At 42.5% G+C, this 24,065-nt stretch carries 22 protein-coding genes and 1 tRNA gene; 13 read left to right on the top strand and 10 right to left on the bottom strand.

Annotation, left to right across the window (positions count from 1 at the left end):
* Positions 1 to 5: 5 nt before the first annotated feature.
* Both G3T18_RS14860 and G3T18_RS14855 read right to left on the bottom strand, forming a co-directional pair.
* Positions 6 to 848, bottom strand: coding sequence for an inositol monophosphatase family protein (locus tag G3T18_RS14860; protein ID WP_224411346.1), 843 nt, complete (start codon positions 846 to 848; stop codon positions 6 to 8).
* Complete coding sequence (locus tag G3T18_RS14855; RefSeq protein ID WP_224411345.1) at positions 841 to 2,325, bottom strand: BCD family MFS transporter; 1,485 nt, start codon at positions 2,323 to 2,325, stop codon at positions 841 to 843. Before G3T18_RS14855 ends, G3T18_RS14860 begins: the two co-directional genes overlap by 8 nt.
* Positions 2,326 to 2,527: 202 nt before the next feature.
* Between G3T18_RS14855 and G3T18_RS14850 the strand changes: the two genes are divergently transcribed.
* The gene (locus G3T18_RS14850; protein ID WP_224411344.1) at positions 2,528 to 3,463 is read left to right on the top strand and encodes an aldo/keto reductase; all 936 of its coding nucleotides are present in this window, start codon (positions 2,528 to 2,530) and stop codon (positions 3,461 to 3,463) included.
* Positions 3,464 to 3,845: 382 nt separating this feature from the next.
* Positions 3,846 to 4,919, top strand: coding sequence for a recombinase RecA (gene recA / locus G3T18_RS14845; protein WP_224411343.1), 1,074 nt, complete (start codon positions 3,846 to 3,848; stop codon positions 4,917 to 4,919).
* Positions 4,920 to 4,963: 44 nt separating this feature from the next.
* Here the strand turns inward: recA and G3T18_RS14840 are convergent, their stop codons facing one another.
* Positions 4,964 to 5,662 carry an FHA domain-containing protein gene (locus tag G3T18_RS14840; protein ID WP_224411342.1) on the bottom strand — a complete coding sequence of 233 codons (699 nt, stop codon included), beginning with the start codon at positions 5,660 to 5,662 and terminating at the stop codon, positions 4,964 to 4,966.
* Between the two features lie 195 nt (positions 5,663 to 5,857).
* Positions 5,858 to 6,136 carry a DUF3493 domain-containing protein gene (locus tag G3T18_RS14835; protein ID WP_397333954.1) on the bottom strand — a complete coding sequence of 93 codons (279 nt, stop codon included), beginning with the start codon at positions 6,134 to 6,136 and terminating at the stop codon, positions 5,858 to 5,860.
* 339 nt (positions 6,137 to 6,475) lie between these two features.
* Here G3T18_RS14835 and G3T18_RS14830 point away from each other — a divergent pair.
* Positions 6,476 to 6,547 (top strand) — tRNA-Thr (locus G3T18_RS14830).
* A gap of 333 nt (positions 6,548 to 6,880) precedes the next feature.
* On the opposite strand, the gene pgeF is transcribed toward G3T18_RS14830, so the two are convergent.
* Positions 6,881 to 7,672, bottom strand: coding sequence for a peptidoglycan editing factor PgeF (pgeF, locus tag G3T18_RS14825; RefSeq protein WP_224411375.1), 792 nt, complete (start codon positions 7,670 to 7,672; stop codon positions 6,881 to 6,883).
* A gap of 170 nt (positions 7,673 to 7,842) precedes the next feature.
* Here pgeF and G3T18_RS14820 point away from each other — a divergent pair, with 170 nt between their 5' ends.
* Positions 7,843 to 8,646 (top strand): biotin--[acetyl-CoA-carboxylase] ligase, encoded by an 804-nt coding sequence (locus G3T18_RS14820; protein WP_224411341.1) that lies wholly within the window; start codon positions 7,843 to 7,845, stop codon positions 8,644 to 8,646.
* A gap of 310 nt (positions 8,647 to 8,956) precedes the next feature.
* Here the strand turns inward: G3T18_RS14820 and ribE are convergent, their stop codons facing one another.
* A complete protein-coding gene (ribE, locus tag G3T18_RS14815) occupies positions 8,957 to 9,643 on the bottom strand; it encodes a riboflavin synthase (protein ID WP_224411340.1) in 687 nt (228 codons plus the stop codon).
* Between the two features lie 374 nt (positions 9,644 to 10,017).
* Here ribE and G3T18_RS14810 point away from each other — a divergent pair, with 374 nt between their 5' ends.
* From G3T18_RS14810 to G3T18_RS14790, 5 genes are all read left to right on the top strand, one after another.
* A complete protein-coding gene (locus G3T18_RS14810) occupies positions 10,018 to 10,518 on the top strand; it encodes a bifunctional nuclease family protein (protein ID WP_224411339.1) in 501 nt (166 codons plus the stop codon).
* Positions 10,519 to 10,587: 69 nt separating this feature from the next.
* On the top strand, positions 10,588 to 11,718 hold the full coding sequence (locus G3T18_RS14805) for an aldo/keto reductase (RefSeq protein ID WP_224411338.1): 1,131 nt from the start codon (positions 10,588 to 10,590) through the stop codon (positions 11,716 to 11,718).
* Between the two features lie 67 nt (positions 11,719 to 11,785).
* A complete protein-coding gene (locus G3T18_RS14800; RefSeq protein ID WP_224411337.1) occupies positions 11,786 to 12,325 on the top strand; it encodes a hypothetical protein in 540 nt (179 codons plus the stop codon).
* Positions 12,326 to 12,510: 185 nt separating this feature from the next.
* Complete coding sequence (locus tag G3T18_RS14795; protein ID WP_224411336.1) at positions 12,511 to 12,927, top strand: XisH family protein; 417 nt, start codon at positions 12,511 to 12,513, stop codon at positions 12,925 to 12,927.
* Positions 12,915 to 13,262 carry a XisI protein gene (locus G3T18_RS14790; RefSeq protein ID WP_224411335.1) on the top strand — a complete coding sequence of 116 codons (348 nt, stop codon included), beginning with the start codon at positions 12,915 to 12,917 and terminating at the stop codon, positions 13,260 to 13,262. The genes G3T18_RS14795 and G3T18_RS14790 overlap by 13 nt, the downstream gene beginning before the upstream one ends.
* Positions 13,263 to 13,447: 185 nt before the next feature.
* On the opposite strand, the gene G3T18_RS14785 is transcribed toward G3T18_RS14790, so the two are convergent.
* A complete protein-coding gene (locus G3T18_RS14785; protein ID WP_224411334.1) occupies positions 13,448 to 14,611 on the bottom strand; it encodes an extracellular solute-binding protein in 1,164 nt (387 codons plus the stop codon).
* Positions 14,612 to 15,296: 685 nt separating this feature from the next.
* Here G3T18_RS14785 and G3T18_RS14780 point away from each other — a divergent pair.
* Entirely contained in the window at positions 15,297 to 15,677 is a 381-nt protein-coding gene (locus G3T18_RS14780) for a hypothetical protein (protein ID WP_224411333.1), read from the top strand.
* 115 nt (positions 15,678 to 15,792) lie between these two features.
* Here G3T18_RS14780 and cobT read toward each other — a convergent pair whose 3' ends face one another.
* Genes cobT through G3T18_RS14765 form a run of 3 tightly spaced genes read right to left on the bottom strand, consistent with a single transcriptional unit; the run spans position 15,793 to position 18,394 of the window.
* Positions 15,793 to 16,935: a nicotinate mononucleotide-dependent phosphoribosyltransferase CobT gene (gene cobT / locus G3T18_RS14775; protein ID WP_224411332.1), complete on the bottom strand. Its 1,143-nt coding sequence runs from the start codon at positions 16,933 to 16,935 to the stop codon at positions 15,793 to 15,795.
* Positions 16,932 to 17,681, bottom strand: coding sequence for a DUF2232 domain-containing protein (locus tag G3T18_RS14770; protein WP_397333953.1), 750 nt, complete (start codon positions 17,679 to 17,681; stop codon positions 16,932 to 16,934). The genes cobT and G3T18_RS14770 overlap by 4 nt, the downstream gene beginning before the upstream one ends.
* Before the next feature lie 5 nt (positions 17,682 to 17,686).
* Positions 17,687 to 18,394 carry a Crp/Fnr family transcriptional regulator gene (locus G3T18_RS14765; protein WP_224411331.1) on the bottom strand — a complete coding sequence of 236 codons (708 nt, stop codon included), beginning with the start codon at positions 18,392 to 18,394 and terminating at the stop codon, positions 17,687 to 17,689.
* 497 nt (positions 18,395 to 18,891) lie between these two features.
* Here G3T18_RS14765 and G3T18_RS14760 point away from each other — a divergent pair, with 497 nt between their 5' ends.
* The 3 genes from G3T18_RS14760 to G3T18_RS14750 all read left to right on the top strand — a co-directional run bounded on the left by G3T18_RS14760 (position 18,892) and on the right by G3T18_RS14750 (position 23,990).
* Complete coding sequence (locus G3T18_RS14760; protein WP_224411330.1) at positions 18,892 to 21,375, top strand: hypothetical protein; 2,484 nt, start codon at positions 18,892 to 18,894, stop codon at positions 21,373 to 21,375.
* Positions 21,376 to 21,439: 64 nt separating this feature from the next.
* The gene (locus G3T18_RS14755) at positions 21,440 to 23,146 is read left to right on the top strand and encodes an acetate and sugar kinases/Hsc70/actin family protein (RefSeq protein WP_224411329.1); all 1,707 of its coding nucleotides are present in this window, start codon (positions 21,440 to 21,442) and stop codon (positions 23,144 to 23,146) included.
* 187 nt (positions 23,147 to 23,333) lie between these two features.
* Positions 23,334 to 23,990 (top strand): sugar transferase, encoded by a 657-nt coding sequence (locus G3T18_RS14750; protein WP_449868077.1) that lies wholly within the window; start codon positions 23,334 to 23,336, stop codon positions 23,988 to 23,990.
* Positions 23,991 to 24,065 lie beyond the last annotated feature (75 nt).

Genomic DNA, 24,065 nt, shown 5'->3' with positions numbered 1-24,065 from the left:
TATTCTTAGCTTTTAGATTGAGATCCCAGTGTCTTCTCTCCCAGAAATTCTACCAAAGGCATAAATACAGGTACTAATTCTTCCCGACTAGCAGCTAAACTCGGAAAAGGACGCTTACCATAATTTTCGCCAATTGTCAAGGGGAAAACTGGTTCTGGTTCGATGTGGGCAAAAACTCCACCCGCAGCCTTTAAAATCGCCCAAACTGCGGCAATATCCCAAATTTTCGGGGTTGCTTCTACTGCGCCGAGGGAAGCGCCAGTAGCTACGAGAATGACGCTGTAAGTCGCAACTCCGATCGCCCGAATTTTACAGGGAAAAGTATTTCTCAGGACAGATGTGCTGCGGGCGCAAAGGTTAAATAAATGGTTGCTAGTAGGCGAGTCAGGGCTGGTATGGATGGGATTACCGTTTAAATATGCGCCAGTCGGACCTGTTAAACCAGAATCACCATACCAATAACCGTGAAAAAATTGTCCGAGGGGAGGTAAACGGACTGCACCGAATACAGGGGTTCCTTGATAAAGTAAACCTAGAGAAATGCCCCAAACTGGGATTCCCCGCGTAAAATTAGTTGTACCGTCGATGGGGTCAATTACCCAACACCAGTCAGTATCGGGGAGAATATGTTGAGTTTCTTCGCTGATAACTCCGTGGGTAGGAAAAGTATTCGCGATCGCCGCAGTAATTTCTCGATCTGCCCATTTATCCGCTTGGGTGACTAAAGATCCATCTTCTTTTGTCGTTGCTCGTATTTGACCAAATTCTGTTACTAATTGAGATCCAACGCGGGCGGTAATTTTCTCCGCAAAATCTAAAACCTCGTCCCAAAACTCTGTCTTATCCATCGAGATCCCCTTCCATAACTGTTGCGATCGCTGCTTTTGCATTAGCTTGAAATTCGCGAATATTTACTCGTCGCAGAAACCAAATTGCGACAATCATCCCAATTGCTTGCATTGCAAATACAGTTCCATAAGCTAAAACTGGTACAGTAAAGATTAGTTTACCTAAATTCAACACCGCCCCACCGAGTACCGTCGCTAATCCTCGCGCGATCGCTTGGGCTAAACCCCACGCACCAATAAATGTACCTGCGGTTTCTGCTGCGGTCAAATCTAACATCAAACTCGTCGCACCTGCGGTTAATACCCCTGATGATAAACCAAAAAACAGCAAACTACCCTTCAAAAGTCCCGCATTCGCAGTAAAACCCGACAAAATAATTAAACCAAAACTTACTGCTGCGCCCATACAACCAAATTTGGTAGTATTTTTCTTACCAAGACGAGGTAACAATAAAAAACCCGTCGAACCAATTCCAATCAGCGTTCCCACCCCAAAAGGTACATTTAATTTTGTAGTTTCCGAAATACACATTCCAAAAACTTCACCACCATAAGGTTCTAATACCGCATCCTGCATAAATAAACTAATTGTCAGAATTAGTAAAAAAGTAAAAAATATCCCAGTTTGGCGACTAGAAGTTAAAACTCGCAACGCCCTTTTCAAAGTAACTTGGTCTTCTCGTTCAGTAATTGTCGCACGAGAACTATAACGAGAATACTTTTTTTCCACACCCAAAGTTGCCAGCAAACACAAGCCGAAAACAATTGCAGGCATAATTATAAAAACTGGATTAATTGTTGCTTGTAACCTCGGAATATTAGCTACCTCTGCCGTCGCTCCCGGATTATAATTTAAAATTGCTGCGCCACAAACTTCCGGAGTTTCTAATAACCTTGAGCCAACAATTGCTCCAACCACAATCCCCACCATCAGCATCGACCAAACAATACCGATTAATTTACCTCGATTATCATCATCAGAAACATCTACCAACAACGCCGCAAAAGGAGTCGAACTCGCACTCAAAGCCAACCCATAAATAGCAAAAGCTACCGCTAAAATTGCCACCCAAACATAAGTTTGTCCACTCCAACCAGAATTTTGCAAACTAATTCCCAACTGCCAAATTACTTGTAAAGCCAAGAAAGAAGTAATCGTAAATCCTGCTGCCCCAAACCAAACATAAACACTACGATGATAACCAAAAATCGGTTTTCCATCAGACATTTGACCAAACCAAATTCGCGCCGGACTAACAAATTGGTGCATCGCGATCGCACCAGCCGCAAGTAACGGTAACACTGTTAATTCGTCAATCATTACTCGGTTTAGCACCCCTAAAGTCAGGAGTGACATAATCCCCAGTCCCATCTGAAATAAACCCAACCGAAACATCGTCCATAAATTGATTTTCGGTAGTGGTTTTTTCGACGAATATTTATCAAATTCAGAATTATTCAAATTCTCAGTTTCCATAATTACTAAAAGCTCAATTAACTTTCCTCTCTTATCTTTTTATCTTCTCCTCTCCCTTGTCTCCCAATCTCCAATCTCTACTGATAACTGATAACTGGTCACTGCTAACTGAACCCAATCCTCAATTTAGACTACAGCTTACTTTGTTCAGACCTCCTAAACTGAGAAGTATAAAGAAATGTAAACGAACCAGAGAAAACTTATGCAAAAGATCCAATTAGGACAAAACGGTCCCACTGTCAACCCTCTCGGTATCGGTACTTGGGCATGGGGCGACAAGTTATTTTGGGCTTATGGTCAAGACTACGGGGTTGATGACGTGCGTCAAGCCTTCAAAGCAGCTATAGACGCAGGTGTTACCTTCTTTGACACGGCTGAAGTCTACGGTTTAGGAAAGTCAGAATCTCTGCTTGGCAAATTTATGCAAGAATTAGGACAGCCTGTAGATATCGCCACTAAATACGGTCCCGTACCCTGGCGTTTTACAGGAAGTGCTGTTTCTGATGCGATTACTGCCAGTCTCCAACGCTTACAAATCGAACAAATTACACTTTACCAAGTCCATTGGTCTTTCACCTTCTTCATGAGTCAAGAAACCTTGATGAATGCCTTGGCAGATGAAGTCAAGCGAGGCAGAATAGCCAGTGTGGGTGTAAGTAATTACTCAGCCCAGCAAATGCGCGAAGCCCATCAACTGCTAGCAGCTAGGGGAGTACCTTTAGCAGTCAATCAAGTACAATATTCTCTATTGCATCGAAATATCGAAACTAATGGTATCCTCGCTGCGGCTCGTGAGTTAGATGTGACAATTTTGGCTTATAGTCCTTTAGCACAAGGATTGCTAACTGGCAAGTATTCCGCAGAAAATGTTAACAAACCCGGTGGGGCGCGTAACTTTGACCCTCGTTTTAGTAAAAGTGGCTTAGAAAAAATTGCGCCCGTACTGAATTTATTGCGTCAGTTTGGCGAAAAATACGACAAAACCCCCGCCCAAGTTGCGTTGAATTGGTTAATCGCCCAAGGTAATGTTATCCCGATTCCAGGCGCAAAAAATGCCCAGCAAGCAGCGCAAAATGCTGGGGCTTTAGGTTGGAGTCTCACCGATGCGGAAGTGGCAGAATTAGCGATTGGGGATTAGGTATTGGGGACTGGGTTCAGTTATCAGTGAACAGTTATCAGTTATCAGTGAACAGTTATCAGTGAACAGTTACCAGTGAACAGTTATCCGTTTATCCTCCCCCTCTCCCCAACCCCTTCCAATCCCCTGAAAGTTATGATAAGATTGAATTCTGCAAACGAGGGGCGCGATCGCCGAAAAATAACATTTCTGTAAAGTAAATACCTCCAAAATTAGAAACAGGCTAAAATGGATCGGTATACGTTTGTACTATAAAATTGCTAATTTCTCAAAAAGATTGACTCAAACTTCAACATTTGCAGATTGAGCGTCTAGAATAGAAGCGGATTGCTCCAGAAAAATCCAACCACCAATCGATATTTAGTAAAAATTTGAGGCGTTAATGGCTACAAATATCACTACCATTACTACCAGTCCCGAAAAGGAAAAAGCACTTAACTTAGTTCTCAATCAAATCGAACGCAGTTTCGGTAAAGGTTCGATTATGCGTCTGGGAGATGCTACTCGGATGCGAGTAGAAACCATCCCCAGTGGAGCGCTAACTTTAGATTTAGCATTAGGTGGCGGTATTCCCAAAGGTCGGATCGTCGAAATTTATGGTCCTGAAAGTGCAGGTAAAACTACTTTAGCGCTTCATGCCGTTGCAGAGGTACAAAAAGCTGGCGGTGTTGCAGCTTTCGTTGATGCGGAACACGCTTTAGATCCAGCTTACTCTTCAGTGTTAGGTGTTGATATCGAAAATTTGCTGGTTTCGCAACCAGATACAGGTGAGTCAGCGTTAGAAATTGTCGATCAGTTAGTGCGATCGGCAGCCGTTGATATTGTAGTTGTAGACTCGGTAGCAGCGCTTACACCTCGCGCGGAAATTGAAGGGGAAATGGGCGATACTCAAGTGGGTTTACAAGCTCGTTTGATGAGTAAAGCTTTGCGGAAAATTGCTGGTAATATTGGTAAGTCTGGCTGTACCGTGATTTTCCTGAACCAGTTACGGCAAAAAATTGGGATCACCTATGGTAGTCCAGAAGTAACTACTGGTGGTAATGCGCTGAAATTCTATGCTTCGGTACGTTTAGATATTCGTCGCATTCAAACCTTGAAAAAAGGTAGTGAGGGCGAGTATGGTATTCGTGCGAAAGTTAAAGTAGCTAAGAATAAGATTGCTCCTCCTTTCCGCATTGCTGAATTTGACATTATTTTCGGTCAAGGAATTTCCCGGATGGGATGTATGCTAGATTTGGCTGAACAAACTGGCGTAGTTAATCGCAAAGGAGCTTGGTATAGCTACGAAGGTGATAATATTTCTCAAGGTCGGGATAATGCGGTTAAGTATTTAGACGAAAATCCCGAAGTTGCCGTAGAAATTGAGCAAAAAGTACGCGAACAATTAGATTTGGGTGCTATTGTTCCCGCTAATTCAGTGACTCGTGGGGATGAAGACTCTCAAGAAGAAGAGTAACATCAAAAGGTGGCGATCGCCACCTTTACTGGTAAAATCTTGAATTAGTTACTTTTTTGTCGCTCAAAGAAACGATCCAACATTTGCGATCGCTGTTTCTGACTTAATTCTAGCTCGGCTTTTCCCGCAACAGATGAGGGATGACGCGATCTGTTTTTGAGAAATAAATCGGTATCCTTATCTTCAATTGCAACCGCAGCTTGAGCTTTTTTCCCAGGTGATTTGGAGGAAGTGGTGTGACTCAATTTCGCTAAAACCTCCTGGGGAACAGGATTTAAGCTTTGTACCTCTTCGCAGAGGAAAAACGAGAAAGTAATCGTACCGAGACGCACGCGATCGCCTTCTTTGAGTAAAATAGGTTCGTGGACGGGTTCGTGGTTGACATAAGTCCCATTTGTGCTATCTAAATCTACCAGGTAAAAACCTTGGTTATCCAGATATTTAATAACAGCATGATGTCGAGACAAACGTTCGTCAAAAATTGAGAAAGCCAGATTTTTCGCCCGTCCAATTGTCCAAATTTTTTCCGGTTGCAGAATTTTTTGTGTTTTACCTTTTAATAAATTAGTAACTAAATAAACTTGCTCTTTTTCCACCACACCAACCACATATTGTGGCGAAAAACGAGTAAGATTTCGGTTTCTAGTATTTTCTAACTGAAGAATTTCATCGAGCAAACTGCGATTATGCTCGTAAAGTTTCAAAAAGACTTGATATAAACCCAAACGATGTTCTATTTCCATAAGCAAGGACGAACAAGGGTGACATTAACAACTATTATTAGCAATAGCGCCAGATAACTTGCATAGTAGCGACTTTAACTACTTTTGTTGATAACAAATAAGAGATAATCTGTTTCTAGCTTAAATTTAATGTCTGAAAGAAATAACCGTGGAAATACGGGTAAACCAAGTAACTTAAAAAAGAATTAAGTAAAATTACCCCTTGCGTTCCACCTCATTTTCCCAACGAAACAGAAAAATCATCAGCGCCACCACACCAACTTGCAAAGCAAAATTAGGTAAAGCCGTAGCCACATCTCTACCTGCGGCTAACTGCGCCAGAAAAACTACTGCACCAATCAAGCCCGAAGCCCCGAAAGTGAAATAGATAAATTTCCGTAAACCTCGATAAGGTGCTTTCGCTTCTGCCTTCAGCCTAGCGTATTTTTCGGGATCGAGTTTACTTCCTGGTGGTTTGCGCTTTTCTGCCATCATTTATACCAAGTTGCGTCCAGAGATAGTGTCCTTGTCAGACGATAATGCGGAAAAATGTCATCCTGAGCAAAGCGAAAGATCTGGGGAGATCCTACTGTTCGAGAACGCTTCGCGAACGCTTCGCTCAGGATGACGTAAGATCGAATGAAAAAGAAGTTGTATCTAGATATTTCATTCATTTAAATATTTTAGTCTCTAAACCCCTACTATATTTAAGTACAACTTAGTATTGACCAGTAAATTTTTGGTGTATAGCTTTATTTTAGTCGTCCGATGGCTTCCCGACCTGAAGCTGCCCAGTCAATCGTCAAAATTTGCGCTATCATAGTTAACTGCAACGCCGATGTAGCTCAGGGGTAGAGCATTCGATTCGTAATCGAATGGTCGTCGGTTCAAATCCGATCATCGGCTTTCCTCGTTATATAGAACCTCTCCCCCAGCCCCTCTCCTACCAGGAGAGGGGAGAATATTAAAGATGATTCCTGAGTCTGGTTAACTCCCCCTTCCCTCGTAGGGAAGGGGGTTGGGGGGTGAGGTTTTCGCCGAACTTACCAGGAGAGGGGAGAATAATTGCTACTGATTAGATTCTCAAAACTATTGATTACTCCAGATCCTTCGCTTCGCTCAGGATGACGTGCATGACAGAGGCTCCGAATGATGTAGAATTGTTAGGGGCAACCACGGGGGGATTGCCCCTAGGTTGAAATTACAGAAATAAGGTGGGGAAAATGTCAAGGAAATGTGTTATTTGCTGATAATTCCTGACCATTGAATTTTCTTTTGTTTGCTGCGACGATAGGAAAAGAAATGTTCGGGTTGCTGATAGGTACAAAATGGCGCGATCGCCACTTGCTCGTTTCTCAATCCTAACTGCTCTAGTTGGATTTGGTTGAACCTCCGCACGTCGATTTTGACTTTCCCTGGTTGAGGGTCGGGAAATAAGGGAGAATTGGGTAATTCGGCTAATTGAATCAGCATTTTTTCCTTGTCATTTGCGTCGGTTTGTGGTATAATGCTCGCACTAACTTCGGCGGCGACGGTTTCGGAGACTTGATAAACTTCTGGGGCGATCGCGGGACCCATTGCCACGAGCAAATCGTCCAGAGAACTGCCCAAACTCAGAAAACGCGCGATCGCTACGGGAACGATTTTTTGCGCCGTACCGCGCCAACCAGCATGAACTGCGGCGACTTTTCCAGTTACGCGATCGGCAATCAAAACTGGGGTACAATCAGCAGAAGCTACCCAAACTGACTCTAGGGGTTTGGTGGTAATTATCCCATCGCCAGGAGCATAAATTTCCTCAGTTTCGGACGCAATTTCTGTTTCAATTTCGGTGGGAGTTAAAACGGCGTTACCGTGAACTTGTTTGAGTCGATAAGCTGTTGCTTCTGGCTGTAAAATCTCGGTTAATTGTTGGGGAGAAAGAGAGTCAAATTGCTGGGTAAAAAAGCCATGTTGCCAATCAGCTAAAAGACTACAAGTTAAATAAGGCAAACCTCGCCAATTTTGCCACTGCCAACTAGGAGTTAACATTTGGGGATTAGCAATAGAAGTAGAAACCAAATATTTTACCTCAAAATAAATTTAACTAGCATTTTTGCCGAAGCAAAATCAAAACAAACTATCAAATTCTCAACTGTGAAAATGATAGCAAAAAATTAAATATATGCTAACCTATTTAAGAAAATTTTAGTTAAATAACAGTGGCATTCGATCGACAAAAATTTCTCACGCAGTTACACAAATTGTCTCCCGAAGGACAAAAATACGAAATTCCGCTTCACAACTTCGCCAAAGTTAGTTCCACTAACCAAACACTTTGGCAATTATTAGAAACAGGTGCAACTACTCCTAGAATAGTTATAGCCGAACAGCAAACCGCAGGTAAAGGACAGTGGGGGCGATCGTGGGTTTCGGAAGTTGGCGGATTATATATTTCGCTTGCTTTATCTCCGAATATTCCCGCAACAAATAGCGCCCATTTGACTATTTTTTCGGCTTGGGGAGTGGCGAATAGTTTACGAAATTATCACATTCCGGTATTAATAAAGTGGTCTAATGATTTGATTTTAGCAGGACGGAAACTGGGCGGAATTCTCACCGAAACTCGCGTTCAACAGGGAAATATAAATCGTGCAGTTATTGGTGTAGGAATTAATTGGGGAAATTTGGTTCCTGATACGGGGATAAGTTTGCAATCTTTCCGGGAAGATCGAGAGACAATTTTGCTTGATTCGTTAGAAGATTTAGCAGCAATTATTGTTACGGGAATTTTAGCTGCGTTTCGCGATTACGCATCATTAGGAATAGAGAAAATTTTAGCTAATTATCGAGAATTATTGATTAATTTGGGGAGGAAAGTAGTTATCGATGGTTCTCCGGGAATTATAGTTGGAGTTACCCCTAAAGGTGAACTTCGCATACGCTTATCTTCTCAAGGTGCAAGTACAGAAATTACGCGATCGCCAGGTACAATTCAACTTGGCTATGATTTTAGTGGGAATTAGGGATTGGGGACTGGGGACTGGGGACTGGGGACTGGGGACTGGGGACTGGGGACTGGTGACTGGTGACTGGTGACTGGGAAGACAAGGGAGAGGGGGAAGACAAGGGGGACTTCAGTGAACAGTGAACAGTGAACAGTTAGTGGTGGAAACTGGGAGACAAGGAGGAATTGGTAACTGCTAACTGCTAACTGGTAACTGGTAACTGCTAACTGCTAACTGCTAACTGCTAACTGGTAACTGCTAACTGCTAACTGATAACTGTTCACTGATAACTGATAACTGAACCTAGTCCCCAGTCCCCAGTCACAAATCACCAATAACCATGTTCAGCCAAAAACGAGATACTGATATCTTCTTGAGGAGATTCGCTTCCCGAACTAAATTTTAACAACTTATCGACGTATTTCCCTAAAATATCGCTTTCTAAGTTGACCAAACTACCCGATTCGAGGTAACAAAGATTCGTATTCGCATAAGTGTGGGGAATTACAGCCACCTTGAACCAACTGCCATCAGCGTGACAATCTGCTACAGTCAAGCTAATGCCATTAACCGCTATACTACCTTTAGCAACCAGATAACGAGCAATTTGCTGCTGCCATTGACTACCATCACCCGAAGAAACAAACGACATTTCCCAGGCTCTTTCAGTTTGAATCGATTCGCTTAAATAACCAACCGCATCGACATGACCTGTAACAAAATGTCCGCCTAATTTACTTCCAACTCGTACCGAAGCTTCTAAATTAACATAATTGCCAGTTTGGCTGCGCTGTCCGAGGCTAGTACGCTGTAGAGTTTCTGGTGAAGCCGTAGCGACAAAGCCATTGGGTAAAACCTCTTCAGCCGTTAAACAAACACCATCAACAGCAATACTATCGCCGATCGCCAAATCCGACAAGATCGTGCGATCGCAATCAGGACGAATTTCAATCGCGAAGCGATCGCTACCTTGGGGTTTAATGATACCTAGGGCTTGAATTAATCCGGTGAACATTTTTGAACTAAAAAAAAAATGGCGAACAACCAAGAAAAGCCAGAAACAACACCTTCTCAGTCTACCTGTTGTATGTTTTTTTCATAAAGTATAGGCTCAATCCCCCTCATAGTGGGGCATACTGAGAAAGTAAAGTGCATCAAAAAAAAATGAAGGTGAAAGCTCAAGAGTGACAATAATTTTGCAAAACTAATCGTATTTGCTCTAATTGGCTAACTTTGGCTCGATCGGCTTATCTTTAGCCGAGAAACTATCAAACCGCTCGCTTTTTTCTCGTCGATCCTGTCAACTTCATCGATGGCACTTTTGTAGAGTAACAATTTACGTTTCCTTTTTCTATCCCTGATGATGACTATGTTAATGAGGCAAAGCCAATGATTGAAATGAAAGTTGCTGGAATTGCACTAGATGCTATCACCCGCAGTCCGATAGTTTTACTCAAAGACGGTTCCGATAGACGCGCCTTGCCCATTTTCATCGGGCAAGATCAGGCAAAAGCAATTATCAGTGCTTTAGAAAAACAAAAAATGCCTCGCCCTCTCACCCACGATTTGATGGCTAATCTGTTGGAAGCATGGGAGATGACCCTAGAACGAGTTATCATTCACTCGCTCCAAGATAATACCTTCTATGCTGTCCTTTGTATGAGCCAGGGCGAAACTAAAAAAGAAATTGATTGTCGTCCCAGTGATGCGATCGCGATCGCCCTCCGTACGAATAGCCCGATTTGGGTGATGGAAGAGGTAGTAGCCGATGCTTCAATCCCGGTAGACCGGGATGCTGATGAAGAAGAACGCCAAGCTTTTAAGCAGTTTGTCTCTAATATCCGTCCAGAGGATTTTATTCAACGGGGACGTTTTAGTGGCGAGTCTTAGACATCAGCTTATTGAGGGGAGGGAATTTTTCCCCTCTCCGAGAAATTAATTGTTTCACTGACAGATAAAATGCAAACTAGGCGCTTTGGCAAAACTAATTTGCTTTATTCAGTATTTTCTTTGGGAACTATGCGTTGTTTAGCTTCTGCGGAAAATACTTGGGAAACTGTCTCTCAGGCTGTGAGGTTGGGCATAAATCATCTGGAAACTGCTAGAGGTTACGGTAAAAGTGAGGAGTATCTGGGATTAGCTTTGCAAAAGGGATTAGGCGTAACGCGAGATCGATTGTATATTACCTCGAAGCTACCCCCAACGCCGGATGCTGACCAAATGCGTCTCTGGATTGATGAATCTCTCAGCCGTTTACAACTAAATTATCTCGACTGTTTAGCGATTCATGGGATTAATACTTGGGAACATCTGAGTTGGGTGACAGACAAAAATGGTTGTTTTGCCGCGATCGCTGAAGCTTTGACTGATGGTAAAATTAGACATCTCGGTTTTTCGACTCATGCTCCTTTAGAAATTATCCTCGCGGCGATCGCTACTGACCTGTTTGAGTTTGTTAATCTTCACTACTATTATTTCTTTCAACGCAATCAACCCGCAGTGCAACTGGCTTGGGAAAAGGATTTAGGAGTATTTATTATCTCTCCTGCGGATAAAGGCGGTTTGCTATACAATCCACCAGAAACCCTCAGCAAATTATGTGCGCCCTTCTCACCTTTAGAATTAAACTATCGCTTTTTGTTAAGCGATCGCCGCATCACTACTCTTAGTTTAGGTGCAACTAACCCGCTACAGTTGTACGATCCGCTACAAATGGCTGATTCTGATTACCCTTTAACGGGTAGCGAACAAGAAATTTTTGCTCGTTTAGAAAATCATAGCCAAAAAATCTTAGCCAGCGATCGCTGTAGCCAATGTTATCAATGTTTGCCCTGTCCCGAAGAAATTAATATTCCTGAAGTTTTGCGACTGCGGAATTTAGCCGTAGCCTACAATATGAATGAATATGGAAAATATCGCTATCGAATGTTTGGTAACGCCGGACATTGGTTTCCCGGAAGCAAAGGTTCTCACTGTACCGACTGCGGTGAATGTCTTCCTCGCTGTCCCGAACAACTCGATATTCCCACTTTACTCCGAGATACACATCAACGCCTTAACGGTTCCCCACGACGGCGACTTTGGGAATAAAAAAAAGGAACTATCGTGCAATTGTCAAGTCTTTGTCAGAAAAAGATAAATTAATTAGCAAAAAACCATGTACCCGAAACGACAATTGACTCCTAGACAAATACCGATCTTACTACTAACTATTGTTCCTTTATTTGTAGCGGAAATAGCCACAGCCCAAACGATTTCCCCAGCAGTATCTTGTGAAATACCATTACAAACAGAATTATTAGGGGAAAATCAAGTAATTAGCGATGGCTACGTCGTCACCGCTTCCACAACCACCCCTACCGGATTAACCACACCTAGCCTGTGGTGGGCAAAAGAACAATTTGACACCTTCAATGGTAAACTAATCAACAACTGGCTCGCTTACCCAAACGAACGTCGCATCGATTTAATCGTTAATCGTCAATATTGGACATTTTATAATTATTTAGACCGCTATCGCTTTATCAATCAATTTGGGACAGTAGCTCGTAACTACGGTTACAATCTTCGCATCTTCAACCAACAAGGAGATTGTTTAGCTACCTATGGTTGTAATTTCACTGCTAACCCTACCCAATGCAATCTCGATTTAGATCCAATCGACGATGATGGTTTCCAGCTTTCACCTCAATCTTAGGGATTGGGGATTAGGTATTGGGAGACTTGGAAGAGGAGGAAAACAACGAGCATTAATGTAGAAAGCTAAAATAGTTATCTTTTTGAGATTCAAAACTCTGCGCGTACCGTCAGGTCGGCGGAGCGATCGCTCTTTTATTTAGTGTGATAGATTTGAATTGCACCTCGCTTATCGAATCATCTGTTGTGGCTAAGGATCGTTTTCATCAAGTTGTTAAGACGGCTCTTACTAAAGATGGGTGGAACGTCACTCACGATCCACTTCAGATTAAAGTAGGTGGTGTAGATATGGAAATTGACTTGGGTGCAGAAAGATTACTGGCTGCGGAGCGAGGAGATGAGAAAATTGCGGTTGAAGTCAAAAGTTTTTTGGCTAGTGCCTCGGCAATTTCAGAATTTCATACAGCGCTGGGGCAGTTTATTAATTATCGGGCTGCATTGCGTCGTGAAGAACCCGATCGCGTTCTCTATTTAGCCGTCCCCGATCTAGTCTATAACAGTTTCTTTCAAAAAGATTTTCCCGCCTCAATGCTGCAAGAAAATTCCGTAAAACTGATTGTTTACGACATTGAATTGGAGCAAATTTCACTATGGAAGGAGTGACGGATAAACTAATCAACTATCAGCAAATTGTGCAGCAATTGTTGACTGGTTACGCAGAAGTTAAGCCAGCTTATGGCGATCTTGAGGTTGAGACTATTTTTGATACACAGCGAGATCGCTATCAAATTGTGCATCTGGGTTGGCAGCATAAACGCTGGGTGCATCATTGTGTAATCCATCTTGATATTCGCAATGAGAAAATCTGGATTTTTTACAATTCAACTGAGCATGATATTGCAGCAGATTTAGTCGATTTGGGTGTGCCAAAACAAGATATTGTACTAGGTTTTCATCCTCCTTTCATGCGAGAAATGAGTGACTATGCAGTGGGCTAAATGAGGGGACTGGGGATTAACACTTATCAGTTAACAGTTATCAGTTATTAGTTTATCCTCCTTCTCCTCTTACTCTTCCCCCTCTTCCTTGTCTCCCAATTTCCCAATCCCCAATTTCCCAATCCCCAATCCCCAATCCCCAATCACCAGTCCCCAATCACCAGTCCCCAATCACCAGTCCCCAATTACAAACGAATTTCCCTCCACAAATCGAGATATTGCTGCTGAGATGCTTTCGGGAGAGGATAAATAAACTCGCTTTGAGTTAAAATCTCTTCCGCAGGAAGCAAGAGAGGATTTTCCAGAATATCTTTGGGTAAATCTTCCCGTTGCGAACTGATAATGTAGGGAGAAGCTGCACGAGTGAATAAGGAAATTTGAATTGCGGCTTTGAGTTGCCAACAAAAATTAATCCATTGGTAAGATAGATTTTCAAAATCGCTAACTTCCGCAGGAGATTTTTTCGGTTTTACCCATAAATCTGCCCAAAGAGAGGTTCCGGAACGAGGAATCACCGCTACGATGCTAGGGTAACGCGCTTGGAGAGCTAAAATGTCTGCCGACCAACCAACTGCTAGCCAAGTATCGCCAAGAACTAAAGGTTGCAAATAATTTTCCGAACTATATAATTTAACTTGTTGGTGTAAGGTAAGTAATTCTGATTTTAGGTTCGGTATCCGAGTAAGATTTAAAGTATTGTAGGAGTAACCAAGTTTTTTGAGAGTTAAGCCAATAACTTCTCGTGGTTGGTTGAGTAAAGAAATGCGATCGTGTAACTCTTCTCGCCATAAATCGCTCCAATCTTGGGGAACAAAACCAATAGACTTGAGTTTATCTTGGCGATATGCGAGCATTGTCGTACCCCAACGATAAGGTGCGCCCCAAATTTTACCTTCGCTATCGAGTAAACCTCGTTCGTTACGTTTTACCAACTGCTGCCAGCGAGGATCTAGATTTCGCCAACCAGAAAGTTTTTCTAGATTATCTAGAGGTTGAATGAGATTTTCTTGAATTGCTTGGGTTAGCCAATAATTTCCTAAAGTAACTAACTCTGGCGGAGAAGATTTTCCCTGGTTTGGCAATTGCCACCACTTTCGGCTAGTTAGAGTTTCATCTTGATTTTGCCATCTTTCCAATTGGCGGAAGATATCCTGTAATAATTCTTCAGCTTGAAAATTTAGCGACGTGCGTCGAGGTAAAGAATCGCGAAATTCGCCGACAAGTTGAGGAGGAAGAGAATTTTTCAGCAATCTTACCGACAAATTCGGTGAGGTGTTGCTGCAACTGGAAAGCAACGGCAAAATTGCTGTAGCTGTGGCACTGAGTAAAAAGGCACGACGATTTAACATAACTCTACTTTATCAAACTCGTAGCCTCTAGTATTGTTTTGGCGATCGCCAACTTTAGTTAATTTGTTTCTTTTGAGAAAATTAGTAAATTTTCGGTGTATACTCAAATCTTCGCTCTCAGCGATCGAAGACTTAAAATTATGCCTTTTTTGCCAAAGTAGCTGAAATTACACTGGGATTTGTGTCTAGGGCTAATTTAAGAATATTTTCTTCATCAAGCCAATAATTAATATTCTTAATTAGCTTTTCAGCGATCGATTAGTTTCACTAGGTTAAGCTTGCTCATTTTAGTCAGAAAATTTTCACAGTTTTTCTGGTGAAGACTAAAGTACAGGCGAGCATTTTTCCCAGAATTTTTCGAGAAACCCAACTTTGTACCTCTTAGCTGTCAAAGTTTTGAGCGTTTTTTATCTTGCCGAGAGACTTAAGTATATTTGCTTAACTTGTTCCAGGAAAAAATTTAGTTGCGCTCTCGTCAGCAAGTGAAGCTGAATTAGCAGCGAAAGTAACTGAATTTGAGACTGATGAACGTGAGAATGACCAAAGAGACTGTATCGGTATTTACAGTAATTTACTTGGCAAATTGCGCTCGGCTTCAAAGATTAAATAAAGTAGAAATCAGTCAGGAAATTCGGCTAAAGCACTTAAGATGAAATAGAATATAACTGTGACAATTGGTGATGTTATGGATCGACTTCAAAATCAAATTATCGACCTCAATCAAAAAGTAGATGGACTGTACCAGATAGTTGAGCATTTGAGCAATCAAATATCAACATTTGTAACGGACAAGCAAGAGCAATCTGCCCAGCTCAAGGAAAATTTTTCCGATACAGTAGAATTTAGACGAGTAGAGCGGCGAAATCAAGACAGTAACGAATTGTTAATGAGCCACAAAGATATTCTCAATGACGATAGTAGTTGGGACAGTCATACCGAATACGATAGCGAGAAGAATTTACCACCAGAAATTCAAATTCGACGGCTAACCGTGCAACTGACAGCAGCTTATAATCGAATTGCTGCTTTGGAAGAGCAATTATTGGCTCGGAGAATTCACGTCTAGAGTGGTAAAAATCAATAATTGTTCGGGAGGAAAAGAGAAAGAGGTTGATAGCTTTCCAGGCTTGGATAGGAAAAACTCTAAGTTGAATATTTATACAAAATTGGGAAACTGACCGTCAAGAACTTTCAAGCTCAGCAAGACAGCTTTGATAGCGCTCCACAAGTGCTTCAATTGAATTAAGTAATTGTCTAGAAGTCCAACCTTGGTAGAGAGAAGCAGCGATCGCTGCTCCACCTGCACCTACACCTTCCTTGACATAGCCTTGTTCGTAAACTTGTAGTTGAGCATAGCGAGAGCGAGCAAAACTGAGTTTAGTTGCTAACAACGACAAATCTCCCAGCTCTTTTGCTAACCCGATAGTATCTCCAGTAGAATCGAGAACTACCCAAGAAGTAGTACCGACTACGACTTGTTTTGGTTGCCATTCAAGCTGGCGATCGCGAGCTATTTTTTTAGCTAAAGCAGAAACTGCCAGCATTTGTGTACCGCCAGCCAAAAGAACGCCGCAGCTACGCGAAGCAGCGATCGCCATTCCCGCAGCCACAACCTGCATGGGATCGCCAACAGCAGCAATAATCTCTAGGGGATCGACAAAATCACAATTTTTCGCAATTATTTCTGGTAATAACCCAGCCGCACGTAAACCTGCTTGAACTACCTCCCATTTTTGCTCGTGATTGCAGCGAGAATGAGAGCTATTCACCTTCCCAGCAGCATCAACACCCAAAGCAGTCAGAACGCTTAAAGCCGTAGTCGTACCGCCCACAACGCATTCAGAAACAATTAAATAACCGTCTCCAACTTGAGCCGCAAATTGCTCTCCCCAACGTAAACCTTGAGCAAACAAATGTTTAACCGTAGCCAAAGGTAAAGAGCGACCAGAAGTCAGACATCTAGCAGGACTACCACCGAGCGCGATCGCCTCAATTGCTGGCGATCGAGGTAAACCGGCATTTAGCACAAAAACCGGAATTTGGCAACCCTCAAGCACAGCACGAGAGATAAAAACCGGAGAAATGCCCAAATCCAAAGGAGGTAAAGGAAAGCGAGGACGAGGGCGAACCCCATTAACCAAAAACTCAGCATCAGCGATCGCCGTATAGCGTCGCGCCGCCGGAGTTGCCCCCGCCGCCGAAATCCCCTCAATCAAGCCCGTTGCCGTAAAACCCAAAATACAAGCAAAAATTGGTAGTTTCCCTTGATAGCGCTGCAACCACCAATTTCCTTGTTCAGAGCGAGTATAAACTTGAACCGTCATTCGTAATCGAGAATCACTTGCACCCATTGAGGAGGTCGTGGAATTGGATTTCCCAGGCGATCGAGAACAGCCAAAGCCACCAGATGAACCACAAACAGATAAATGAGATTATTAATAAAAATTGTCACAATGGCAATGATCTGAATCAAAAACACACTGGGAGTTGCCAGCAAACCTAACTTGATAAAAATCCATTCCAGTAGTTCCGTAACTTGGGTAATCACATAAACCCAAAGGTCTTCACCCAAGAGAATCGAAAACAGCCAAAAACGGAAAAAGAAACCAATCGCCCCGAGCGGCGTACCCAAAAAAATCGTCCAGAGCCAACCACTACCACGCTGCCACATCGCCCCCAACTGCACGCCCATCAAACCATAAGGCATCAGAAAGACAATACTACGAGTCGGACCCATCAACACAGACAGTAACAGAAAAGAAACCAATGCCGCCATCCAACCAGCGCGGGAACCTCGTCGCAAATAAACCAAAGCGATCGGGATGGGAAAAAAAATTTTCAGCAAAGGTCCCGGCGGAAAATAATAATTAATCAGCCAGATCAAACTTGCCGTACTTGCTAAAAAAGCCGTTTCCACCATCGCGATCGGTGCATGAGGGCTAAACATACGGGTTGGTGACTGTTGAGAGTTAGCTTTCGGTGTTAAAGATTCCGAGGGAGAATCATCATTGTCAACCCAGTTACTTTCATCAATTAACGGATCGCTCGATCCTGGTGGTGATTCGCTCATTAATCCTAAGTAATAATTCTTTCCAAAGCTGAGGTATCGGGAATGCGAAGCACATTATTTTCCCTGACAATCAGCCCCTTCTTTTCTAGCTTAGTCAGCACTCGCGTTACTGTCTCCCGCGCTAAACCGCTCAGGCTACTTAATTCTCGGTGAGGTAAATTAGGAATTTCCGTCACTCCATCAACTTCTTTTCCTTGTCCCTCAGCTAAAAATAAAATCGTGTCCGCTACACGAGACATACTATCCGCCTCCCGCAATCGCAGTCGGCGATTTACTTGACGCAAACGCTTTGCCATTAATTGTGCCAAACGCAAACCAGCCAAAGGTTCCGAACGAATCAACTCAGTAAAATCTTGAGCCGGGATGCTGCTAATTTTCGTCGGTGTGAGCGTAATTACATCGGTCGATCGCGGCACTTCATCCATTGCCGCCATTTCACCAAAAACTTCTCCTTTACCGATAATATTGAGAGTTACCTCTTTGCCATCAAGGTTATAGGTACGGATTTTTACCCAACCCTCCAAAATAAAATAAACTGAGCCACCCCAGTCGTTTTCCAGTAAAATTACCTGATTGGAGGGATGACTGCGAGTAACGACGTGGCACAAAGCTTTCTCTACCGTTTCTGGGGGTAAGCCCGCAAAAACAGGAGCAGAGTTCATTAATCTATCTAAGTCGGGATTTAGTTCGCGAGAGTTGAGTCGGTCTTCCATGAGACATGAGCAGAATTTCAACGCTGTTTTTTGATAAGTAGCAATTGTATCGCGGACTGTCAGGGCAAAAAGAATTAATGCGTCCTTTCCTTAAGCCAGAAGTATTTTTCCGCAATAGTTACTTTTGTAGCAGAAACGGACGCGGCAAATGCCAATCGTTCGCATCCACAGTTATTATGCTCTATATCCAGAATTTGAGTGAGCCTCTGTTGTGCGACATCTACATAGCTTACGAAAATTTAAGTGAGGTTGATTCGATCTGGCGAACTACACACTCGATCGATGCGGATGTCAATGACAATGGTAAGATGATTAGAAAGTATTTCCCAAAGTGCAGGTCTTCCGAAAATACAGGGCGTGATAGTACGTTCGGTAAAAGTAACATCTTACAAAATGTTGATGAAAACCTGTAACTATAATGGGGATATTCTGGAAACCTTTCCTGATAAATCTCTCTGCACCGCAAGCGGAGTTTGTTCTCCTGATAGGGTGTCACTGTGACTTTTCCACACGATCAAAACCTCGAATCTCTTATCGCTGATATCGATCGCGTTTTGCTGACTGACTCTAATCAATCGGATGCTGATTGGTATCAGGTTGCTGAAGAGCAAAAGCTGGTTCTCGAAAATCTTCGTCGCTATTTGGTTTCTCTGGATAGTAAGTTGGTAACTCCGACTGCACCTCCAGAAGAGTTAAGTTCGATCGAACAAGAAATGACTGCGGCGATTGGGCAAAACCCCGCGCCCTATCGGGCGATCGCTGAAGCTATAGTAGAACAAATGAACAGTGTGGGGGTTAATCCTGTTCAAACTTGGCGGGATGAATTGGCGGCTTTGCGTCAAGAAAGAGAGTTGCTGCAACAAGAGGTTACTCAGCTACGTCAAGAGCGACAACAGCAACTGGCAGAGTTTTTACAGGTGCTGACAACTCGCTTGCAGGCTAGTTTGCGGCAACAAATGGTGCAAACTTGGTCGAATTTGGAAGCTGAGTTTTTGCAGTCTCAACCACCAGATTTAGTTGATCCAGAACAAACTCCGTTAATTTTAAAGCAATTGCAACAGGTCGAACAGTTACGCCGGTTGCAACAGGAAACAGATGGTTTGTTGCTGAATTTGGATGTGACTTTTCGGGCGGTGTTGGAAACGCTACAACGAGATTTACAAAGTTACGAGCAGTCTTTGTCTGAAGGATTGGCAAATCTCTACGATTTAGGCAAAAAAGGCGAATTGCTGAATGTGAGTTTGCTGTCTTCTTCTCCAGTAATTACTCCAGAAGTAAATAAGCTGAGTCGAGAGCAAATAAGTTCCTCCGATCGCGAATCTTTGGCTTCTGCACGGAAAAGATTATCTCCACAAGTTTATCCTTTTGCGGGTATAGAAATTCGCGCGGATTCGGCGCTAGGAAATGAAGAGCAATTTTTAGAAATTAGCTCGGATGGAGATCGTGAGGAAGATAACGAATTTTCGAGAAGTGATGAGAAAAAGTCTAGCAACCTAAGCGGCGATCTCGCGATTGAAGCAATTTTTCAACTGGATTTACCCCCGGAGCAAATTAATCCAGATTTGGCTTCGATTGCCGATCGCTTGGGATCGCCCGATAATGAACAAACTGGCACATCTGAGTCTCTTTTCGTTCGGATTACGGAAGCGGTTGATGAATCTTTTGCTGATTGGCGATCGCCAAGTCATTCTTCTCGACTAGAAACTCCTGGGGGGGAAGCGATTCTGTTTGCAGGATTGCCAGATCCAGCTTCAGGAAGTGGTTTAACTCCTTTAGTAGATTTTACTTCGGCTCCCACACCTCGCACTGCTCAAGAATTTTTGTTTGGTGAGGATGCAGATGATGTTTCTACTTTACCTAACGACACTAATCCCATTACTGTCGCTATGATTGAGGATTCTGACGCGGTTGAGACAATTAATGCTTTGACAGAGCTAATTGAACTTCCTACTCAAAATTCTTCCGATGTCGCACCAGTTAATTTTGAGTTTATACCCGATCCCAATGAAGATGATTATCTTCCTGCTTCTCCAGAAGAAAATTTGCTCTTGACAAATAAGCAGGAATCTGATAGAGAAGATTTAGAAAACGTATTAGACGAAAATAAACTTCAGCAGCTAAGTGAAGATTTACAGCGTTTTGAAAGTGAATCTCAATCTTTAGATTACTCATTTAACAATGAAAGTTCGTTATTTGAAGAAAATTCTGCGGTAGATTCATTTGCATTACCAGAAGAATTGTTAGCTGAGGAAGATTTGGAGAACTTTCCTTTGGATCGCTTGTCTGAAGAAGTAGACACTGAGCAAAATCAGGAATTGAATAAGTCGTCGGAAAATTTTATGTTTGCTCAAGAGTTTACTATTGTATCTCCTTGGGATGAAGAATCGACGCAAGAAGTGACAAATCTACCAGGAGAAGAAAATACGGAATCGGTTTTTGAAGAACAATTTGATAATAGCGATCGCCCAAGGGAACAGACAACCTCACATCTAGAGGAAAATATCGCAGTAATTCAAGAAGAAACAGCGCTCGCTAATGAAGAGATTGCGCCAGAATTAGAAGCAAATAACGCTGAAACTGTAGTCAGCGAAGAAGAAACAGCGCTCGCTAATGAAGAGATTGCGCCAGAATTAGAAGCAAATAACGCTGAAACTGTAGCCAGCGAAGAAGAAACAGCGCTCGCTAATGAAGAGATTGCGCCAGAATTAGAAGCAAATAGCGCTGAAACTGTAGCCAGCGAAGAAGAAACAGCGCTCGCTAATGAAGAGATTGCGCCAGAATTAGAAGCAAATAGCGCTGAAACTGTAGCCAGCGAAGAAGAAACAGCGCTCGCTAACGAAGAAATTGCGCCAGAATTAGAAGCAAATAGCGCTGAAACTGTAGCCAGCGAAGAAGAAACAGCGATCGCTAACGAAGAAATTGCGCCAGAATTAGAAGCAAATAGCGATGCGAGCGAAAACAGCAATCGCTTACAAACTTAATCTAGAAACGTAGAATAATACATCTAATCTCGATTTCACAACCAAACACAAATTAGCCGGAAAAATGCCTCATTCGGTAAAACTCAACCAGGAGGAGAAAAACGAACCTCACTGGTACTTAGGAATAGATTTTGGTACGACTGGTATTGCTGCGGTACTACTAAATGTGAGTAACGGTAAGCAATATCCCCTTTATTGGTTGTCAAACAACGATCGCGAGTGTGACAAATCTAGCTTTCGCTTACCCACTGCGGTATACTGCCATCCTCAGTCAGAGAAAAATCAGATAAACTCACCCTTAACGATCGCCTGGGAAGCATTATCCTTCACTCAAACCCGTGGCGGAATTTTTTTCGAGAACTTAAAAACTTACTTAAAATTAGGAATACCTTACTACAGTCGCGAGATCCAACAGTGGCTACCGAAATTAAAACTAGGAGAACAAATAGTTTCTCTTTATTGGATACAGGAAGCCCTAGAAGCCTTACTAGCAACCTTAACTCCAGAATACCTCAAATTCAATTTGAGACCTTTAGTTAAGGCTGTAGGACTCGATAAAAAAGCCCTAGAAGCCGCTTTAGAGAGCCTAGAAGGAGTGATTTTCAGCGCACCGATAGGATGGGGTGAAATTTATCGTTTTAACCTCAGAGAAGCAATTTTAAAGCTGAAACTGTGTCAGCGAGTAGAGCAAATCTTTTTTTTGGAAGACGCGATCGCTACCTTACTCGCTTATTTACCAGGAAAAGACGAATCTCCCAGCATCAATACCGTAACAGGTTATACCCTCATAATTAATGCAGGTGCGACAACCACAGAATTAGCCCTAGTAAATTTACCTACAAACCCAGAAAATCTAACTTACTCAGATTTTTACTTAGCTAGCATCTCCGCAGGAGGAAACGACCTCGATCGCGAAATTTTCCTTCAGTTAATTTATCCTCAATGGTCGCGAAATCAAGCACAATTGAGCGCAGAAATCAACCAACCTACCGATCTTGCACGACAAGAAAGAAAAGCAGCGCGGTTAGTCAAACTAATTTTGCAACATCGCGAACAATTCACCTCGCAACTCGGAAATCGCACTTGGGGAGTCAAACGACGAGACTTAGAAGTTCGCGTAATTTATCCCTTTTTAGAACGAATTAACCAACGACTCAACCTCCTCTTGAGTCAAACTGGTATTTCCAACGAACTGATTGAGACAGTAATTTGTAGTGGTGGAGCGATCGCCACTTTAGAGCGATCGCTAACTCAATTACTTTCAACTAAATTTCCAGAAGCGACGGTAATTAAAGATACCCAAGAAGTCAGAGAAACGCGAGTAGCCACAGGATTAGCTAACCTACCCTTGTATCCACAAGTTTTAGAGCGAACCTCTCAGCAATATAGCGATCTCTTTTTGCTCTGCGAACTTTTGCGCATTGTGGATGAAGAATCCTTCACCATCGAACAAATAATCCAACAATTAGAACGTCGTGGTATAAATACCAACATTTGCAGACAGCGCTTAATAGCTATACTGAACGGCGAACTACCTCCGGGATTAATACCCCAAAAAGTCGATCGTAGTAAACTAGCAGTAAGCCTACACCCCAATCCAGAATATCAAGCGATCGCCGCCGCACCTCTGTTTGAGCGAGAAAACGAATTTTCCTATCTTCCTAACCTCCAACAATGTCAACTTCTCAGAGCATATTTCTCCTCTCTCCTCTCCCGAAAAAAGCAAGAGCTAGTCGAACCACTCAGCCTCAATCTACCTTCTCTTCACTAAAGAATACTTCCGATCCGGCACCAAAATAAATATCACTGCTAGTCTAAATAACATTCTGCCCGATCGACTTAATTTTCTGGAAAAATAGTCCTGTATCATGTAGGCAGATTGAGAATAGTTTAACTCAAATTTCAAAAAGCATCTATTAACTGTGATTACTGCATCAAAACTTCCGCCATCTTCAACAATCGAATTAGATAATCTCGACGATCTTTCCTTGGAAATCGACCAATTCGTTCACTATTGCGTTCGCAGCAAAACAAAACGTCTGATCGATATTTCTGGCGCTATAGTAGGTTTGACAATTACTGGTATTATTGCCATTCCCCTTTATCTGATCATGCAATTAGACGATCCGGGTCCACTTTTTTACAAACAAATTCGCTGTGGACTCAATGGAAAACCCTTCTGGATCTGGAAATTTCGCTCAATGATTGTCGGAGCAGAGCGTCAAAAACATTTAGTTAAAAATCAAGCTAAAGGTCACATCTTTAAAAACGAAAACGATCCCCGTATTACTCGCATCGGTCGATTTTTAAGACGTACGAGTATAGACGAATTTCCGCAATTTTGGAACGTACTCCGGGGAGAAATGAGTTTAGTTGGAACCCGTCCACCAACTCCAGATGAAGTTAAAAATTATTGCAGTTATCACTACAAACGTTTGCAAGTAAAACCGGGAATTACTGGAGAATGGCAAGTTAATGGACGCTCTCAGATAAATAATTTTGAAGATATCGTCCGCATGGATATTGATTACCAAAATAAATGGTCTCCCCTTTATGACATAAAATTAATTCTTAAAACAATCGCTGTTGTTTTGACTCGCAAAGGTGCTTATTAAAAGTTATGAGTTATCAGTTAAGTTATTCCAGTTCGTAGTGAGGACTTTAGTCCTCTTTCAGTTAATCTCAATAAC

Origin of the sequence: Oscillatoria salina IIICB1, assembly GCF_020144665.1 — a bacterium.
In the GTDB taxonomy this organism is placed as follows: domain Bacteria; phylum Cyanobacteriota; class Cyanobacteriia; order Cyanobacteriales; family SIO1D9; genus IIICB1.
Note: the sequence above shows the minus strand (reverse complement) of the source record. Positions and strands in the feature narration are given on the sequence as shown.

Coding starts and splice junctions, on each gene's coding strand:
- G3T18_RS14860 (WP_224411346.1), bottom strand. CDS start 848: ATGGATAAGACAGAGTTTTGGGACGAGGTTTTAGATTTTGCGGAGAAA.
- G3T18_RS14855 (WP_224411345.1), bottom strand. CDS start 2,325: ATGGAAACTGAGAATTTGAATAATTCTGAATTTGATAAATATTCGTCG.
- G3T18_RS14850 (WP_224411344.1), top strand. CDS start 2,528: ATGCAAAAGATCCAATTAGGACAAAACGGTCCCACTGTCAACCCTCTC.
- recA (WP_224411343.1), top strand. CDS start 3,846: ATGGCTACAAATATCACTACCATTACTACCAGTCCCGAAAAGGAAAAA.
- G3T18_RS14840 (WP_224411342.1), bottom strand. CDS start 5,662: ATGGAAATAGAACATCGTTTGGGTTTATATCAAGTCTTTTTGAAACTT.
- G3T18_RS14835 (WP_397333954.1), bottom strand. CDS start 6,136: ATGATGGCAGAAAAGCGCAAACCACCAGGAAGTAAACTCGATCCCGAA.
- pgeF (WP_224411375.1), bottom strand. CDS start 7,672: ATGTTAACTCCTAGTTGGCAGTGGCAAAATTGGCGAGGTTTGCCTTAT.
- ribE (WP_224411340.1), bottom strand. CDS start 9,643: ATGTTCACCGGATTAATTCAAGCCCTAGGTATCATTAAACCCCAAGGT.
- G3T18_RS14810 (WP_224411339.1), top strand. CDS start 10,018: ATGATTGAAATGAAAGTTGCTGGAATTGCACTAGATGCTATCACCCGC.
- G3T18_RS14805 (WP_224411338.1), top strand. CDS start 10,588: ATGCAAACTAGGCGCTTTGGCAAAACTAATTTGCTTTATTCAGTATTT.
- G3T18_RS14800 (WP_224411337.1), top strand. CDS start 11,786: ATGTACCCGAAACGACAATTGACTCCTAGACAAATACCGATCTTACTA.
- G3T18_RS14790 (WP_224411335.1), top strand. CDS start 12,915: ATGGAAGGAGTGACGGATAAACTAATCAACTATCAGCAAATTGTGCAG.
- G3T18_RS14785 (WP_224411334.1), bottom strand. CDS start 14,611: ATGTTAAATCGTCGTGCCTTTTTACTCAGTGCCACAGCTACAGCAATT.
- G3T18_RS14780 (WP_224411333.1), top strand. CDS start 15,297: ATGGATCGACTTCAAAATCAAATTATCGACCTCAATCAAAAAGTAGAT.
- cobT (WP_224411332.1), bottom strand. CDS start 16,935: ATGACGGTTCAAGTTTATACTCGCTCTGAACAAGGAAATTGGTGGTTG.
- G3T18_RS14770 (WP_397333953.1), bottom strand. CDS start 17,681: ATGAGCGAATCACCACCAGGATCGAGCGATCCGTTAATTGATGAAAGT.
- G3T18_RS14765 (WP_224411331.1), bottom strand. CDS start 18,394: ATGGAAGACCGACTCAACTCTCGCGAACTAAATCCCGACTTAGATAGA.
- G3T18_RS14755 (WP_224411329.1), top strand. CDS start 21,440: ATGCCTCATTCGGTAAAACTCAACCAGGAGGAGAAAAACGAACCTCAC.